We start from the raw sequence: 15,280 nt of genomic DNA, 5'->3' as shown, positions 1-15,280 counted from the left end.
TGTACCCTCATTCGGGGGTAGTGACGGCGTCGTTTTTGTGGCCGTGGGTTGAGACAGGGGATGCGGATGAACAAAGAACAGCAAGTGCTGGAAAACCGGCTGATCGGCGATATCTATGACGCCACGCTGGCGCCGGAGCGCTGGCCGGTGGTGCTGCAGGGCATCAGCGATCTCTGCGGCGGCGAGAAGAACGCCTTCCTGTCCACCGACCTGCTGAACCCGGCGGCCAACCTGCTGTTTTTCAGCGGTCATAGCGAGGAAGCCGGGCGCGAATACCGGGAGGGCGGCTTCGATGTGCTGGAATTCGAACACACCGGCGGCTGGATGCGGCGGATCGGCGTCGGCGTGCCGTCGTCTTCCGATGACTTCTTCGGCGGCCCGGAAGGCTACGCCGCGTCGGGCGGACGCTATGTTACCGACTATCTGAACCGTCACGGCACCTATCGCCAGCTGATCGTGGCGCTGGAACTGGCCGAATTCCGCTTTGCCGGTTTCGGGCTCAGCAACGGCCTGGACCGTCCCTTCACCCCGGACAATGTGGCGATGCTGGGCCGGATGACGCCGCACATGCGCCGGGCGCTGCAAATCCATCGCCAGCTGCGTCTGGTCGAATCGGACAACGCCTCGCTGTACCGCATTCTCGACCGGATGAGCGCCGGGGTGCTGCTGCTGAACGCGTCCGGCGCGGTCGCCTATGGCAACGACGCCTCGGCGCGGCTGCTGCGCGAGCATCCCGCCCTCAGCGTCACCCGCCAGGAGGGCCTGCGCGCCGCCGACTTCGCCGAAAACCAGCAATTGCAGACCCTGATCCGGGGCGCGCTGCAAACCGGGCAGCGCGAGGGCCGGGGCGTGCCCGGCGGGGTGATCGGGCTGACGTCCCCGCTCAGCGCCTCGCCGCTGATGCTGACCATCGCGCCGCTGTCGGCCTGCGGCGAATACCGCGACCTGGCGCGCGACCAGATCGCCGCCGTGATCTTCCTCAGCAATCCCGACGCCGGGCACCAGTTGTCCGCCCGCCTGCTGGAGGCGTCCTACAGGCTGACCGCGCGCGAGGTCGAACTGTGCCAGCGCTTCCTGAACACGCCGGTGCTGGAGGCGGTGGCGGAAGAAGCGGGCATTACGCTGAGCACCTTGCGCAGCTACCTGAAAAGCATTTATGAAAAGACGGATTGCCATTCCCAGGCGGAACTGATGCGCTTGCTGATGGGCCTGAGCGTCAATTTCGAGCATATTGCCTGAAGCCTGCCTGCCCCGAGGGGGCGGCCATCACTCACGAAGGAAACGACCATGAATCCGAAAAAAGTCGCCGTGATCCTGTCCGGATGCGGTTTCAAGGACGGGGGCGAAATCTACGAAGCCACCCTGACCCTGCTGGCGCTGGACGAGGCCGATGCCGTCGTCCAGTGTTTCGCACCCGACATGCCGCAGATGCATGTGGTGAACCACTTGACCGGCGAGGAGATGCCGGAGAGCCGCAACGTGCTGGTGGAAGCGGCGCGGCTGGCGCGCGGCTACATCAAGCCGGTAACCGAGGCGCGGGTGGCCGATTTTGACGCGCTGATCATTCCCGGCGGTTTCGGCGCGGCGAAGAACCTGTGCAATTTCGCGGTGAAGGGCAGCGACATGACGGTGCAGCCAGACGTGCTGTCTTTCGCCAAGGGCATGAACGCGGCGGGCAAGCCGGTGGGGCTGGTCTGTATCGCTCCGGCGATGGCCCCGGCCATTGGCGGCGTCGGTACGCAGTACACCATCGGCAACGATGCGGGCACGGCGGCGGCGATCAACGTCATGGGCGGCAAGCATGTGGACTGCGCGGTGGACGAGTGCGTGGTCGACCGCGAGCACAAGATCGTCACCACGCCCGCCTACATGTATCCGGCGCGGATTCGCGAGGCGCGGGCGGGGATCAAAAAGCTGGTGGCGGCGGTGCTGGATCTGGCGTGATACCCCTGCCGTAGTCGTAGGGTGGGTCAAGACCCACCGGCAGCCCTCCGATCCCAAGCCGGCGGTGGGTCTCGACCCACCTTACGGGTTTACGCGCCGTCTTCGGCATCCTTCCGGCACTGTGCCCGCAGCGCCGCCCAGCCCTCCGCGCCCAGCCGCTGCATCGTCCCGATGTTCTCTTCATAAATGCTGTCCGGATTCTCCATCGATGCCACGGCGCGGTCGATGCTGCTTTCCCGCAACAGGTGCAGCGTCGGCCACGGCGAGCGGTTGGTGGCATTGCCGATGTCGTCCGGCTCTGTTCCAGCGAACTGATACGCCGGATGGAAGCTGGCGATCTGGAATTCGCCCTCCAGCCCGGCGCGGCGCAGGCGGCGTTCCGCCTGTTCCAGAAAGTCGTTGAAATCGAGGAAGTCCGTGAACGTCCCGGTCAGGATCAGCAGCGTGGTTTCAATCTCGTCGGCCGGGGTTTCGGCCAGCAGGGCGAATTCCGCCAGCATCTGTTCCAGGATCAGCGCCGGGTCGGTGCTGTCGCTGACGATGTAGCGCATGCGGTCCTTGACGTCGACGGCGCGGGCGAAAGGGCACAGGTTCAGGCCGATGACGGCGCGGCGCACCCAGGCGCGGGTTTCGGCGATCACGGTGTCGGGGCAGGCGGGCGTCATGGCGGTGTCCGGGCAGGGGATGGGGTCGATTCTACCATCGTCAGCGGCGGTCCCGATGCTTGGCCGGTTGCCGCCGACCGCCCGACATTCCGGCCACTGGCAAGCAAGCGGTCGATCGGGTACAACTGACGGTCGATCAGATTTTTATCCCGATACCCGATAACGGAAGCCGTCATGAGCGAACACTCCCACGCCCCCCACGAAAGCGAAGCCGAGGCCAAGGCGCGCGTGCTGAAAGAACGGATGCAGATGGGCTTCAACATGATTCCCTTCAACCAAGTGATCGGCCTGCAGATCACCGACATCAGCCTGGAACGGGTCAGTGCGCAGTTTGCGATGAAGCCGCAGCTGATCGGCAACATGACGCACCAGATCCTGCACGGCGGCGTCATCGCCACGGCGCTGGACACCATCGGCGGCGCGATGGCGATGTCGGCGGTCTATGCGGCGCTGAAGGGCATTTCCCGCGAGGAGCGGATGATGCGCATCCTGAAGCTGGCGACGCTGGACATGCGCGTGGATTACCTGAAGCCGGGGCGCGGTCAGATGTTCACGGTGTCGTCGACGGTGCTGCGCGTAGGCAAGAAGGTGTGCGTGACGCGCATGGAGCTGGAGAACGAGGACAAGGAGCTGATCGCGGTGGGCACGGCGACCTATATGTACTAAGTCGTGACCCGGCCTTGTGTATAAATACTGCAATCGGCAGGGCTCAATGCGGGTCGGGCTCTTCCGGGTGTTATTCTGGGCCCGCATAATCGCTTTTTCAGATGGCACAGGGAGAGACAGGGTGAAGTATTCCATTTCTGTAGCAGGTCGTGTCCTGCTAACGGGCGTAATGGCGGTTCTGGCCGGTTGCGGCGGCAACGGCAAGGTAACCGTCAGCCCCACAAAATACCGCCTGCTGGAAATACGTGGCTACACATACAGCGGCACAACGCCGACGCAGACTTCTCGTCAGAGCTTCAGCTACAACTCCGGCAATGAACCTGAAACGGTTATCTATTTCAAGGGCAAGGGCGCCAACGGGGCGTGGGGTGACAATGATGACGTCATCAGTTATTACGTCAGTTGCGCCTATTCGGGCAAGATGGACGTCGGGGCGTATGATCTGGAGTCGGAAATCTATGATGGCCTGAACTCGTTGTTCACCGGGTTTGGCGTTGCTCTGGGCGGCATCACTCAGGAGGACGTGTCACGTAGTTGCGCCTCCAACTACAATAACCAGAGCGCCTTGACCATGAAGCTTTACAACGGCCCTGGTGCCGATGGAGTATGGAAGACGGCGGATGATGCTGTGCTGGCCACCATAAACTGGAAAATGCCGGGGACAGCGGCGGATTCAGAGGTTACGGTGACTGCGCCGTCCGTGACCGGGTATACCGCAACCACGACCCTGCATGACAATTACGCCTTTAGCAACGGAGCCATTCGTGATCTTGTGCGCCCCGGCTACTATAGGCACTACGAGCTGAATCCCCAGAATCGCCCTACACGGATCAGTATGTACAGTTACTCCGGTCCGTTTTCGGCTTGGCTGTCCCGGAATGCGGCCAGTGATCTGCGGCTGGAACATACGGATTTCAGCTATGGAACCAACGACGTGGTGAAGTGTCATTACGATCTGATGGGGATGCCGACAGACGCCAGCCGTGATGTCATTGTCAACGGCCTGCTCAGCGAGCGCCAGCGTTTTGACGCCGGCCTGGATCTGACGCCATGTACTGGTGATGATGCAGTCACCTATCTGGAAGGATTCACCTTCGAGAAGGCGCAGTAAGCGGTCCATAACAATCCCGGGGCGGCCAAGGCCGCCCCGTTTCATGGATCCCGCCGGGCTAGAAATTGCCCATGAACAACCGCCGCATCACCCGTTCCTTCAGGCTGTGCGTTTCCTCCAGACCCATCCGCTCCAGATAGCGCTGCGGCACTTCGTGGTCCTTGAACACCGAATTGATCACCGATTTCACCAGGTTCAGCGGATTCTCGGTGCTGGCCTTCAGCGCCATCAGCGCCTTGACGATGGCCAGTTCGTCCTTGGTGAAGTCGGTGCCGAAGGGGAAGGCGGGCAGGCTGGCCTGGAAGGGTTCCAGCCGCGCCGCCAGCGATTCCGGGGTGTTGTCGCGGTAGATCTTGGGAATGATGTAGTCCGCCGACAGCTTGCCCTGCGCCACCGCCCATTCGCGCAGTTCGTCCTGGCAGCGCGAGTCGGTCACGTTCAGCAAGGCCTTGATGATGTCGCTGTCGTTCTTGGCGCGCAGGTCGGCAATGCCGTATTCCGTCACCAGGATGTCGCGCAGGTGGCGGGGAATGGTGATGTGGCCGTAGTGGGTGACGATGTTCGACTTCACTTCGCCGTCCACCATGCGGTGGCTGCGCATCATCAGCACCGACCGTCCGTCCGGCAGCTCGTGCGCCTGCGCCACGAAGTTGTACTGGCCGCCGACGCCGCTGACCACCTTGCCGTTTTCCAGGCCGTCGGAGACATGCGCCCCGGCCAGCGTCGTCATCATGCAGGTGTTGATGAAGCGGGCCTTGGCGCGTTGGGCGCGCTTCAGCTTTTCATCGCCGTAGCGGTCGCCGTACAGGTGGTTGATGAAGGTGATCGAGCTCATGCAGATGCGCTCGCGCTCCGGCTCGCTCATGCCGCGCAGGGTGTCGTAGAAATCGCGCGGGCCGAGGAAGAAGCCGCCGTGCATGATGACGCCGCCGGTCAGCTGCTGTCCCAGGCAGTGGGCGATGATGCCCTGCAGCACGTCGCTGTCGTCCAGATCATTGCCGATCACCGTTTCCCCGGCGTGCAGCTGGCCGTCCTCGAAGGTGCAGTCCTCGTGGAAGATGCCGAAGCGCACCAGGAAGCTGATGTCGTCGCCGTCCAGCGGGCTGGCGATCAGGCCGTGCTCACGCAGGATGCGCAGCGTATGCGGTGTCACCTTGTCGGTAAGCAGGCCCTTGTTCAGCAGCGTTTGCAGCCCGGCGTGGCCGTAGACCGGCTTGCGGATGATCCCGGCCTGCATCAGCTTCAGGAAGCCGTTGACGAACATCTCGCTGCAGCCGTAGAGGCCCTTCACGAAGGGCGTGGTTTCCTGGTCGGGCTTCAGCGGCACGCCCTGGTTCAGGCGGCGGATCAGCGTGGTGTAGTTGCTGTTGTCGTGCTGGCGCATGATCAGCGAGTGGGCGATGGCGTCGCCCAGCGAGCCGATGCCGATCTGCAGCGTGCCGCCGTCCTGCACCAGCGTGCTGGTGTGCAGGCCGATGGCGTAGTCGGTCTGGGTGACCTTCATGTTCGGGGTGGAGAACAGCGTGTGCGTACCCGCCGGGTCGTCGATGATGATGTCGAACAGGTCGGGCGAGATTTCGGCGTCGTTGACCATGTACGGCAGGTTGTGGTTGACCAGCCCGACGGTGAAGATCTTTTCCCCGGCGTCGCGGCGCGGCTGCAACAGGTCGATCATGTCCATGGTCACATCGGAGTTGCAGGCGAGGCTGATGCGCAGCCCGGCTTCATCCTCGCGCATGGCCACGGCCTGCGCCACCACGTTGACGCCGTTGTGCGCCATGTCGCGGGCGATGTGGGTGTAGTTGCTGTTGATGTAGTTCTGCTGCGCCACGGTGTTGGCCAGCCAGTCGCCCGACTTCAGAAAGAATTCGTTGACGGTGATGTTCGGCGGCAGCGTGCCGTCGCGCAGGTCGTTCAGGTAGTCCAGGTCGGGGTAGTCGCCGAAGACGCGCTCCACGAAGGGATTGAGGAAGCGCGCCTCCAGGTCGCTGTGCGCGGTCGGCTTGTTCAGCGACAGCGCGGTGTAGATGTTGAGGCGGCGCTTGCCGTCGGCCTTCAGGCGGCGGTACAGCTCGTTGACAAGGGGATTGGGCTTGCCCAGCCCGAGGGGCACGCCCAGCGTGATGTCGCCGTCAATTTCATTGAGGATGTGGCTGACCGCCTGGGTAATGGACGAATAGCGGTTGGTGCTCATGAAGCGCTCCCTGGGACTTTTCGGATTCGGGTTTCTTGGTATTCTGGCAATATTCCGGTAGAGCGAATACTCTCACTTGGTAGAGTGAGCATAAGCCATCGCGGCCCGGCCACAAAGATTCCCTGCGGGGAAAAACCCTTTCACCTGTCAGGTTTTTGCGCCGGTGCAACGTATCGAATGCCGTGAACCCGAAATTCCCTGCCGCCCGCATTGTTCGGCCTGCTGCATCGCGCCGTCGATCAGCTCGGCCATTCCCGGCATGCCGTACGGAAAACCGGCGGGCGTGCCCTGCGCGCAGCTGGACGGGGAAGGTTCCTGCCGTATTTTCGGCCGACCGGAACGCCCGGCGGTCTGCGCCAGCCTGCGCCCGACGGCGGGCATGTGCGGCGACAGCCGCGCGCAGGCGATGGCTTACCTGGACGAACTGGAACGCCTGACCTCCTGAGCGTTTTTTGAGGATTGGACCATGTGCCAGCTGCTCGGCATGAACGGCAATGTGCCGACCGACATCTGTTTTTCCTTCAAGGGCTTCGCCTGTCGCGGCGGCCGCACCGACCACCACAGCGACGGCTGGGGCATCGCCTTTTTCGAGGGGCAGGGCTGCCGCCTGTTCCTGGACTATTTGCCGTCGGCCACCTCGCCCATCGCCGAGCTGGTGCAGAACTACCCGATCAAGTCGACCAACATCATCGCCCATATCCGCAAGGCGACGCAGGGCGTGACCAGCCTGGCCAACACCCATCCCTTCCAGCGCGAACTGTGGGGGCAGTACTGGATCTTCGCCCACAACGGCGACCTGAAGGGGCTGCCGCCGGTGAGCGGCGAGCATTACCGGCCGGTGGGCAACACCGACAGCGAGCACGCCTTCTGCCTGATCCTGGAACAGTTGCGGCAACAGTTTGCCGAAGCGCCGCCCCTGCCGGAACTGAGCCGGGCGCTGGCGGAAATCGTGCGCGGCATCGCCGCCTACGGGGTGTTCAACATGATGCTGTCCAACGGCGAATGGCTGTTCGCGCATTGCGCCACCAAGCTGCATTACCTGGTGCGGCAGGCGCCGTTCGCGGTGGCGCAGCTGAAGGATGAGGATCTCAGCGTCGATTTCAGCGCCCTGACCTCGCCGGACGACCGGGTGGCGGTGATCGTCACCGAGCCGCTGACCGCCAATGAAGCCTGGCGGGCGATGCAGCCGGGCGAATTGCTCTGCTTTCGCGACGGCCTGCCGCAACCGGTGACGGTCTGAGCGGACGCGGCGGGGGCGGAAAGGTTATGATGCGCGCTTTCCGAGAGCCGACCGGTGCCGCCCCGATGGATACGCTGCTGCAAAGACGCCGCCTGACCGTCATCCTGAGCTTGCTGCTCAGCATTTCCTTTGCCGCCGTCTCGCTGATCAGTTATCAGGCCTCGCGCAGCACCATCCAGGTGGCGCTGGTGGAAAAGGAACTGCCGCTGACCTCGAACGCCATTTACGCCGAACTGCAGAAAGACCTGATCCGCCCGTATTTCATTTCCTCGATGATGGCCACCAACACCTTCCTGCACGACTGGGTGGCGTCCGGGGAAAAAGATCCCGACATTGTCAGCCGCTATCTGCGGGAAACCAAGCTGAAATACCAGGTTTTCACCAGCTTCTTCGTCTCGGAAGCCACGCGCAACTACTACTACCCGGACGGCATCCTCAAGAAGATCTCTGCCAGCGTGCCAGTCGACAAGTGGTATTTCCGGGTGCAGCAGATGCCGGAAAGCTACGAGATCAACATCGATTACGACGCCGCCAACAACAATTCGCTGGCCATTTTCATGAATTTCCGCGTGCTGGACCGCACCGGCAAATACCTGGGCGCCACCGGCGTCGGCCTCAGCATGGACCGCCTGCATCGTTTGCTGGGGGAATACGGCGGTCGTTACCAGAAGAACATCTTCCTGGTGGACGCCCAGGGCCGCATCCGCCTGACCGGCAGCCATCCGGCGTCCCAGCGCAGCATCCAGCAGGTGCCGGGCTTGCGGGATATCGCCGCCAAGGTGTTGCAGGCGCGCAACGGCACCTTCCAGTACCGCACCGCCGACGGCATCACCTTCCTCAATGTGCGTTACATGCCGGAGGTGCGGCTGTTCCTGTTTGTGGAAGGGCAGGAAGGCGAGGCGGTGGCGAAAGTGCGGCAGGCGCTGTATCTCAACCTGGCGATCTGCGTGGTCATCGTGCTGCTGACCATTGTCCTGACCGACCTGACCGTGCGCCGCTTCCGCAAGCGTCTGGAAGTGATGGCGACCGTGGATCACCTGACCGGGCTAATGAACCGCCAAGCCTTCGAACTGATCAGCGAACGCGTCATGGCGGACAGCGTGCAGGCGGGCGAGCCCTTCGCCGTGGTGTTGGCTGACCTGGATTATTTCAAGCAGATCAACGACCGGTTCGGCCATCTGGCCGGAGATCATCTGCTGCGTGAAGTGGGCGCGTTGCTGCAAGCCGCCGAGCGCGACGCCGACCTGCTCTGCCGCTGGGGCGGCGAGGAATTCCTGCTGTTGTTGCGGCATTGCGACGCCGCCGAGGCGGAGCGGGTGGCCGAAGCGCTGCGCCGCCGCCTGCTGGGTCATGCCTTCATGCTGGGCGGCCGTCGCGAGCGCATCACCATGAGCATGGGCGTGGCCACCTGGCGCAAGGGCGACAGCCTGCAATCGATGATCGACCGCGCCGACAAGGCGCTGTATGTCGCCAAGGATACCGGCCGCAACCGCGTCAATATCGCGGTCTAACGCCCCTACGGCTCCGTTTCCCCCGTTCGCACCAGAACGGGAGGACTCGCCCCCATATGGCGCATTCCGACCGTCAAAACTCCGCGACTGTTCCCGAATTCCTTTTCCTGCCGTGAATTCCCGACTTGGCACGAACCCTGCTAGGTAGGGATGGTCTATCTGAAACCGTGCCCGGCTGTTCCCTGGCCGCACGTCAAAGACATGTATTGCCGAAACGGGGCGGCTAGGGTTCCGGCGGCGGGGCGACCCGGCGCGACTGGTCCGAGAGCCGCCCGACCGGCCGGATTCACCGGACGGTGCACGGAGGGATAAAAGCCCGGGAGATTCTTCGGTGATTGCCATGCGCTGGCCGAACGCCAACGCCCGACCCAGAGAGGAACCACCCCATGTCAGTGAACCGTCGCACCTTCAGCCGTTTCGTCCTTGGCGGCCTGGCCGCCGCCGCCCTCAGCACCGGCCTGACCGGCCAGGCGCTGGCCGCCGAAAAGAAAACCTACAACATGGCCTGGAGCATCTACGCCGGCTGGATGCCGTGGCCCTACGCCCAGTCCAGCGGCATCCTGAAGAAGTGGGCCGATAAGTACAACATCGTCATCAACCTCAAGCAGATGGACTACATCGAGTCGATCAACCAGTTCACCGCCGGGAAATTCGACGCCTGCCTGATGACCAACATGGACGCGCTGACCATTCCCGCCGCCGGCGGCGTCGACACCACGGCGCTGATCGTCGGTGATTATTCCAACGGCAACGACGGCCTGATCCTGAAGGGCAAGACGGCGCTGAAGGACATCAAGGGCCAGAAGATCAACCTGGTGGAATACTCGGTGTCGCATTACTTCCTGGCGCGGGCGCTGGCTAGCGTCGGCCTGGCCGAGAAGGACGTGAAGGTGGTGAATACCTCCGACGCCGACATCGTCGCCGCCTGGAAGACGCCGGGCGTCACCGCCGCCGCCGCCTGGAACCCGCAGCTGGCCGACATCCGCAAGCAGCCGGGCACCACGCTGGTGTTCGACTCCTCGAAGATTCCCGGTGAAATCCAGGATATTGCCGCCATTCGCACCGATGTGCTGAAGAAGAGCCCGGAACTGGCCAAGGCGCTGACCGGCGCGTGGTTCGAAACGCTGAAGGTGATGGCGGCGCAGGACGCCAAGGGCAAGGCCGCGCGCGCCGAGATGGCCAAGCTGTCCGGCACCGACCTGCCCGGCTACGAGGCGCAGCTGAAGACCACCAAGCTGTTCTACACCCCGGCCGAGACGCTGTCCTTCACCGCCAGTCCGCAGATGGTGACGATTACCGACAGCGTGCGGAAATTCTCCTTCGCCCACGGGCTGCTGGGGCAGGGCGCGCCCAATGTCGATGTGATCGGCATCCAGTTCGCCGACGGCAAGGTGCTGGGGAATGCGAAGAACGTGAAGCTGCGTTATGACACGTCGATCCTGAAGATGGCGGTGGAGGGCAAATTGTAAACGGTCCGGTGCTTCATGATCTTTGGGGGCGCACGGTGTGCGCCCTTGTCTCCGTCAGCGCAGCGCGCCGGGGCTCTCCCGGTACCCCTTCTTCATCAGCCGCCGCAAGGCCGTGGCATCCTGATACCCCACCGCTTCCGCCACCTGCTCCACATTCAGCCGGGTGGATTCCAGCAGCGCCCGCGCCCGCCGCAGGCGCACGCTCTGGATCAGCGCCAGCGTGCTGCGCCCGGTCGCCGCGTGAATGTGCCGTCCCAGCGTCCGTTCCGACATGGCGAATTCCGCCGCCAGCGCCGCCACCGAGGGACAGTCGGGCAGGGCGCTTTCCACCCGCGCCACCAGCCGAGTCGCCAGCGCATCGCCGCCCGCCAGCATTTCCGGAATGATGTAGTCCGCCTGCGCTTCGCGCCCGTCGATCAGCAACACTCGCGATACCCGCTCCGCCAGGGCCGCGCCGCCGCGTTCGCGCAGCACATGGATCATCAGGTCCACCTGTGCGAAGGCGGCCCCGCCGGTAGTAACCGGGCCGTCGGCGCAGACCATGCGGTCGCTGTCGATGCGGGCTTGCGGCGCATGCTGTTGCAGATGCGCCGCCAGCCACCAGGTCGTGGTCACCCGCCGTGAGGGCAGCACCCCGGCCGCCGCCAGCAGGAACACCGCCGAACAGACTGCCGCCACCTCGCCGCCCGCCGCCATATGCGCGGTAATGCGCGCCACGGCCGCCTGCGCGTCCGGCTGCAGCAGACGCTTGTCCACCCGCGACGGCGTATCGGTCGCCAGTCCGGGGATGATCCACAGCGAGCGGTCCACCGCACCGGGTTCGGGCAAGGGCCCGGTGTCGATGCGGAAGCCGTTCTGCAAGCCCACCGCGCCGCCCGTGACCGAGCACAGCCGCCAGGTCGGGACGCTGACGCCCAGCTGCCCGGCGATGGTTTCTGCCGTGGTCAGTATGTCCACCGCCGCCGCCACGCCGCTGGCGAACGCGCCGTCCAGCACCAGAATCGTGAATGTCGTCATTGTCGGAAAAAGCCCTGAAGATGTCATATCGGACACTGGGAGGCTACGCCGCCGTCTGCTGAAATACCAGCATTCCTGCAGGAGCACCGCCATGAAGCTTTACTACACCACCGGTTCCCACTTCGCGCGCAAGGTGCGCCTGCTGCTGGCGGCGCTGGAAACCGATGTGGAGCTGGTGGACGCGGTGAGCACTGCGCGCACGGAGCCGGAGCGTTTCGGCGGCAATCCCTTGCTGACCGTGCCCGTGCTGGTGGACGGGCAGCAGACCGTCCTTGACTCCGACCGGATCGCCGCCTGGCTGGTGCAACGTTTCGATCCCGGCGACCGTTTCCGCGTGCTGACGGCTGACCCGGACCGGCTGAACGCCCGCATGGTGCTGAACGGGGTGATGGCCGCCGAAGTCGAGTTACTGTTGGCGGCGCGCAGCGGCCTGTCCATGGATAGCCGGCGCTGGGAGAAGAAACGACGGGTGATCCGCCACGGGCTGCTCTGGCTGGAGACACGGTCGGACCTGTTTGCCGGGGAGCCGGATTATCTGGATTTCCATCTGCTGGCCTGTTGGGACCACTTGCGGACCTACGGGCATTTCCCCGACCTGGAATTGCCGTTGCTGTCGGCCCGGGCGGCGCGGCTGGCAGCCTTGCCCTGGGCCGCCGCGTCAGCGTTCCAGCCCTGATTGGCCTATTTTTCCCGGAGAACGACCATGCAAGCTCCCCTGTTGATGCCGATGATGGCCCTGATAGCGTGGACCGCCATCATCGGGGTGGTGGCGGTCCGCCGCCGTGTGGCGGAAATCCGCCGTCAACGCATTCCGCCGCAGTCGCTGGCCCGCGCCAAGGACGTGGCCGCCCTGTTGCAGGACACGGCGGCGATGGACAACTTCAACAACCTGCTGCAGTTACCGGTATTGTTCTACGTCGCGTGCCTGGCGGCGACGCAGATCGGGGCCGGCGGCCTGCCGGTGCTGTTTCTGGCCTGGGGGTATGTGCTGCTGCGGGTGGCGCACAGCGCTGTGCAGTTGGGCAGCAACCGGGTGATGCGGCGCTTTCCGGTATGGATGGCGGGCAATCTGGTGCTGTTCGCGCTGTGGAGTTGCCTGGCGGCCGTGCTGGCGACGGCCTGAGCAGTGTGCAGGTATCCTGCTCTGCTTACTGGCAGTTCAAGCCGCCCGCCGCGATGCATTCCTTGTAGGCGTTGTCATGCCGCATGCGCTCCAGCTCCGTCTGGGCGCCCCGGGCGTTCTGGCAGGCCCAGCCGCAGGATTCTTGCGCCGGAGCAGACTTTTGCTGTTCGCGCTGCTGCGCTTCTGCAGCCGAAGCGGCCTGACGGCGCATGTTTTCATTGGCTTGTTCAATCCAGGCGTTGTCCCGCCGGATCTCTTCGTTATGCTGCAAGGTGCGTTGATACTGGGCCTCATCGTTGGCCTGCATGAACTCCGCATAGCTTTGTCCCTGGCTGTTCCGCGGAACCGGGTCCGCGCCATGTGCCACAAAAGCCCGCCACAATTCGGGATTTTCGTGGGACCAGAAGAATCCCGGCGGTTGGCCGTTCTTGTCCGGATCGCGGATGTCCGCGCCTTGTGACAGCAGGTATTCCATCATTTCCTTGCTGCGCGCGAAGTGGATGACGGACTGGTTGTAATAACCACCACGGGCCTTCACATCGGCGCCCCGGCTGACCAGCAGCTTGACGTGGCTGACATTGCCGCTGGCCACCACTTGCTGAAACCCTTCAATATCGGTGTTGACGTTGGCGCCGTGGTCGAGCAGCACCTGCACGGCTTCCTTGTTTTTCATTTTGAAGGCCCAGGCGAGCATGCTGCCCCCCGGTCGCGCCCTCCCATTGGGATTGCCCTTTTTGAGGCATTTTTCAACCACGCCGGGTTTGTTGCTCCAGATGGCGTCGGAAAGGCGGTCGTCGGGGGTGTCCTTGCTGCTGCCGGTGGTGGCACAGCCCGCGAGACCGAGCATCAGGACGAGGGCGAGGGTTTGGGCCGGGTTTCGCATGAGGCGGTCTCGGGAAGGAAGGTGGGTGAGACCCGATCATGCAGGGTTGGAATAACCTTGGCAAGTATATGGAAATAGGGAATTCCATGTCCGTTGCAACGCCGGGCGATGCCCCTTTGTCCCGGTCTTGTCCCGCGACGGACTCCGGCGTGGTGATTACACTGGCCAATGAAGCCCATTCTGAACGGTCCCGTCATGCCTTCCCCCGTCCGCCTCAACCCGCGCAAACTGCATCTCAGCAAGTGGACGGCGGTGCAGCCGCAGCGCAAGGAATTGCACTTTCTGGTGACCCGCGTGCTGCTGCCCGATGACCCGGCGCAACCGATCACCGACGTGGAAATGGAGGCGGTGTACAGCCACCGACGTTTTATACTGCCCTGGAAAGCCCTGACCGATACCGCCGTGTGGCGGCAAGGCTGGCATTGAGAGACTTTGCATGATGAACACGACAAGGGCGGTGGCGGTTGTCGGCGCCGGGCTGGCGGGCCTGTCCTGCGCCCGCGTGCTGCAGGACGCCGGACTGGCGGTGACCGTCTTCGACAAGAGCCGGGGCGTGGGCGGCCGCCTGTGCACCCGGCGCGGCGACGACTGGCAGGCCGATCACGGCGCGCAGTATTTCACCGCCCGCAGCCCGGCCTTCCGGGCGCAGGTGGACTTGTGGATGCATGCCGGGGTGGTAACGGAATGGCAGCCGCTACGGGCGGTGTTCGGCCCGCATGAGACCTCGTCGGGCGAGCCGGTGCAACGCTTTGTGGGCGTGCCGGGCATGTCGGCCCCGGCCAAGGCGCTGGCGGCCGGGCTAACGGTGAAGACCGGGCATACGGTGCAGGTCCTGCGGCGGGTGGAAGACGGCTGGCGGCTGGAGACGGCGGAGCACGGCCTGTTGCCGGGCGTGTTCGGCGCGGTGCTGCTGGCGGCTCCGGCGGCGCAGGCGGCGGCCTTGCTGCAGCCGGTATCGGCCTCGCTGGCGGCGATGGCTGCCGGGCATCGCATGCTGCCCAGCTGGACGGTGATGGCGCGTTTCGACGCCCCGCCGGAGCTGCCCTTCGAGGCCGCCTTCGTTAACGAGGGGCCGCTGCGCTGGGTGGCGCGCAACAGCAGCAAGCCGGGCCGCAGCGGGCGCGAGTGCTGGGTGTTGCAGGCCTCGGCGGCGTGGAGCGCGGTGCATCTGGAAGAGGAGCCGGAGGTGGCGGGGCAGGCGCTGGTGGCGGCGTTCCGGGCCCTGGGCGGGCCGGAACCGGCGGCGGTGTCGGTGCATCGCTGGCGCTATGCGGATTGCGAACCGGCGACGACCGGGAGTGTCTGGGAGCCGGAATCCGGGTTGGGCTTGTGCGGGGACTGGCTGCTGGGTGGACGGGTGGAAGGGGCGTGGAGTTGTGGCCGGGAATTGGGCGGCAAGGTCTTGTCGAATTTGCCCTCCGTCAAATGATGCGTAGGGGCGCACTGCGTGCGCCCTC

Annotated in this window: 15 protein-coding genes, 1 pseudogene and 1 riboswitch; of the genes and pseudogenes, 12 read left to right on the top strand and 4 right to left on the bottom strand. The window is 64.3% G+C overall.

What is annotated here, in order from left to right; all coding sequences use genetic code 11:
* Window positions 1-66 precede the first annotated feature (66 nt).
* Both EV700_RS04540 and elbB read left to right on the top strand, forming a co-directional pair.
* A complete protein-coding gene (locus EV700_RS04540) occupies window positions 67-1,239 on the top strand; it encodes a helix-turn-helix transcriptional regulator (RefSeq protein WP_130411149.1) in 1,173 nt (390 codons plus the stop codon).
* Window positions 1,240-1,287: 48 nt separating this feature from the next.
* Window positions 1,288-1,944, top strand: coding sequence for an isoprenoid biosynthesis glyoxalase ElbB (elbB, locus tag EV700_RS04535; RefSeq protein ID WP_130411148.1), 657 nt, complete (start codon window positions 1,288-1,290; stop codon window positions 1,942-1,944).
* A gap of 89 nt (window positions 1,945-2,033) precedes the next feature.
* Here elbB and EV700_RS04530 read toward each other — a convergent pair whose 3' ends face one another.
* Complete coding sequence (locus EV700_RS04530; RefSeq protein WP_130411147.1) at window positions 2,034-2,609, bottom strand: DUF1415 domain-containing protein; 576 nt, start codon at window positions 2,607-2,609, stop codon at window positions 2,034-2,036.
* Between the two features lie 174 nt (window positions 2,610-2,783).
* Between EV700_RS04530 and EV700_RS04525 the strand changes: the two genes are divergently transcribed.
* Both EV700_RS04525 and EV700_RS04520 read left to right on the top strand, forming a co-directional pair.
* Window positions 2,784-3,275: a thioesterase family protein gene (locus EV700_RS04525; protein ID WP_130411146.1), complete on the top strand. Its 492-nt coding sequence runs from the start codon at window positions 2,784-2,786 to the stop codon at window positions 3,273-3,275.
* Window positions 3,276-3,396: 121 nt separating this feature from the next.
* Complete coding sequence (locus EV700_RS04520; RefSeq protein ID WP_130411145.1) at window positions 3,397-4,386, top strand: hypothetical protein; 990 nt, start codon at window positions 3,397-3,399, stop codon at window positions 4,384-4,386.
* A 58-nt stretch (window positions 4,387-4,444) separates the two neighbouring features.
* Here the strand turns inward: EV700_RS04520 and EV700_RS04515 are convergent, their stop codons facing one another.
* Window positions 4,445-6,580: an acetyl-CoA hydrolase/transferase C-terminal domain-containing protein gene (locus tag EV700_RS04515; RefSeq protein ID WP_130411144.1), complete on the bottom strand. Its 2,136-nt coding sequence runs from the start codon at window positions 6,578-6,580 to the stop codon at window positions 4,445-4,447.
* 163 nt (window positions 6,581-6,743) lie between these two features.
* Between EV700_RS04515 and EV700_RS04510 the strand changes: the two genes are divergently transcribed.
* The 4 genes and pseudogenes from EV700_RS04510 to EV700_RS04495 all read left to right on the top strand — a co-directional run bounded on the left by EV700_RS04510 (window position 6,744) and on the right by EV700_RS04495 (window position 10,800).
* Window positions 6,744-7,025, top strand: a complete 282-nt coding sequence (locus EV700_RS04510) for a YkgJ family cysteine cluster protein (RefSeq protein WP_165391283.1) — start codon at window positions 6,744-6,746, stop codon at window positions 7,023-7,025.
* Between the two features lie 21 nt (window positions 7,026-7,046).
* A pseudogene (locus EV700_RS04505) lies at window positions 7,047-7,802 on the top strand (class II glutamine amidotransferase); the annotation flags it as partial.
* Window positions 7,803-7,846: 44 nt separating this feature from the next.
* Entirely contained in the window at window positions 7,847-9,331 is a 1,485-nt protein-coding gene (locus tag EV700_RS04500; RefSeq protein WP_130411141.1) for a sensor domain-containing diguanylate cyclase, read from the top strand.
* Window positions 9,332-9,543: 212 nt separating this feature from the next.
* A riboswitch (guanidine-I (ykkC/yxkD leader) is annotated at window positions 9,544-9,656 on the top strand.
* A gap of 61 nt (window positions 9,657-9,717) precedes the next feature.
* Window positions 9,718-10,800 carry a putative urea ABC transporter substrate-binding protein gene (locus EV700_RS04495; RefSeq protein ID WP_130411140.1) on the top strand — a complete coding sequence of 361 codons (1,083 nt, stop codon included), beginning with the start codon at window positions 9,718-9,720 and terminating at the stop codon, window positions 10,798-10,800.
* Window positions 10,801-10,854: 54 nt separating this feature from the next.
* Here the strand turns inward: EV700_RS04495 and EV700_RS04490 are convergent, their stop codons facing one another.
* A complete protein-coding gene (locus EV700_RS04490; RefSeq protein WP_130411139.1) occupies window positions 10,855-11,817 on the bottom strand; it encodes a GlxA family transcriptional regulator in 963 nt (320 codons plus the stop codon).
* Window positions 11,818-11,908: 91 nt separating this feature from the next.
* Between EV700_RS04490 and EV700_RS04485 the strand changes: the two genes are divergently transcribed.
* The gene (locus EV700_RS04485) at window positions 11,909-12,493 is read left to right on the top strand and encodes a glutathione S-transferase family protein (protein WP_165391330.1); all 585 of its coding nucleotides are present in this window, start codon (window positions 11,909-11,911) and stop codon (window positions 12,491-12,493) included.
* A gap of 27 nt (window positions 12,494-12,520) precedes the next feature.
* Window positions 12,521-12,940 (top strand): MAPEG family protein, encoded by a 420-nt coding sequence (locus EV700_RS04480; protein WP_130411137.1) that lies wholly within the window; start codon window positions 12,521-12,523, stop codon window positions 12,938-12,940.
* Between the two features lie 25 nt (window positions 12,941-12,965).
* Here EV700_RS04480 and EV700_RS04475 read toward each other — a convergent pair whose 3' ends face one another.
* A complete protein-coding gene (locus EV700_RS04475; RefSeq protein ID WP_130411136.1) occupies window positions 12,966-13,823 on the bottom strand; it encodes an ankyrin repeat domain-containing protein in 858 nt (285 codons plus the stop codon).
* A gap of 195 nt (window positions 13,824-14,018) precedes the next feature.
* On the opposite strand from EV700_RS04475, the gene EV700_RS04470 reads away from it, so the two are divergent.
* Both EV700_RS04470 and EV700_RS04465 read left to right on the top strand, forming a co-directional pair.
* On the top strand, window positions 14,019-14,249 hold the full coding sequence (locus EV700_RS04470) for a TIGR02450 family Trp-rich protein (protein WP_130411135.1): 231 nt from the start codon (window positions 14,019-14,021) through the stop codon (window positions 14,247-14,249).
* Between the two features lie 10 nt (window positions 14,250-14,259).
* Window positions 14,260-15,252 (top strand): NAD(P)/FAD-dependent oxidoreductase, encoded by a 993-nt coding sequence (locus EV700_RS04465; protein ID WP_207224573.1) that lies wholly within the window; start codon window positions 14,260-14,262, stop codon window positions 15,250-15,252.
* The last annotated feature ends 28 nt before the right edge of the window (window positions 15,253-15,280 follow it).

This window comes from Fluviicoccus keumensis (genome assembly GCF_004217445.1).
Taxonomy (GTDB): Bacteria; Pseudomonadota; Gammaproteobacteria; order Pseudomonadales; family Moraxellaceae; genus Fluviicoccus; species Fluviicoccus keumensis.
This window is presented reverse-complemented; position numbering and strand designations above follow the sequence as displayed.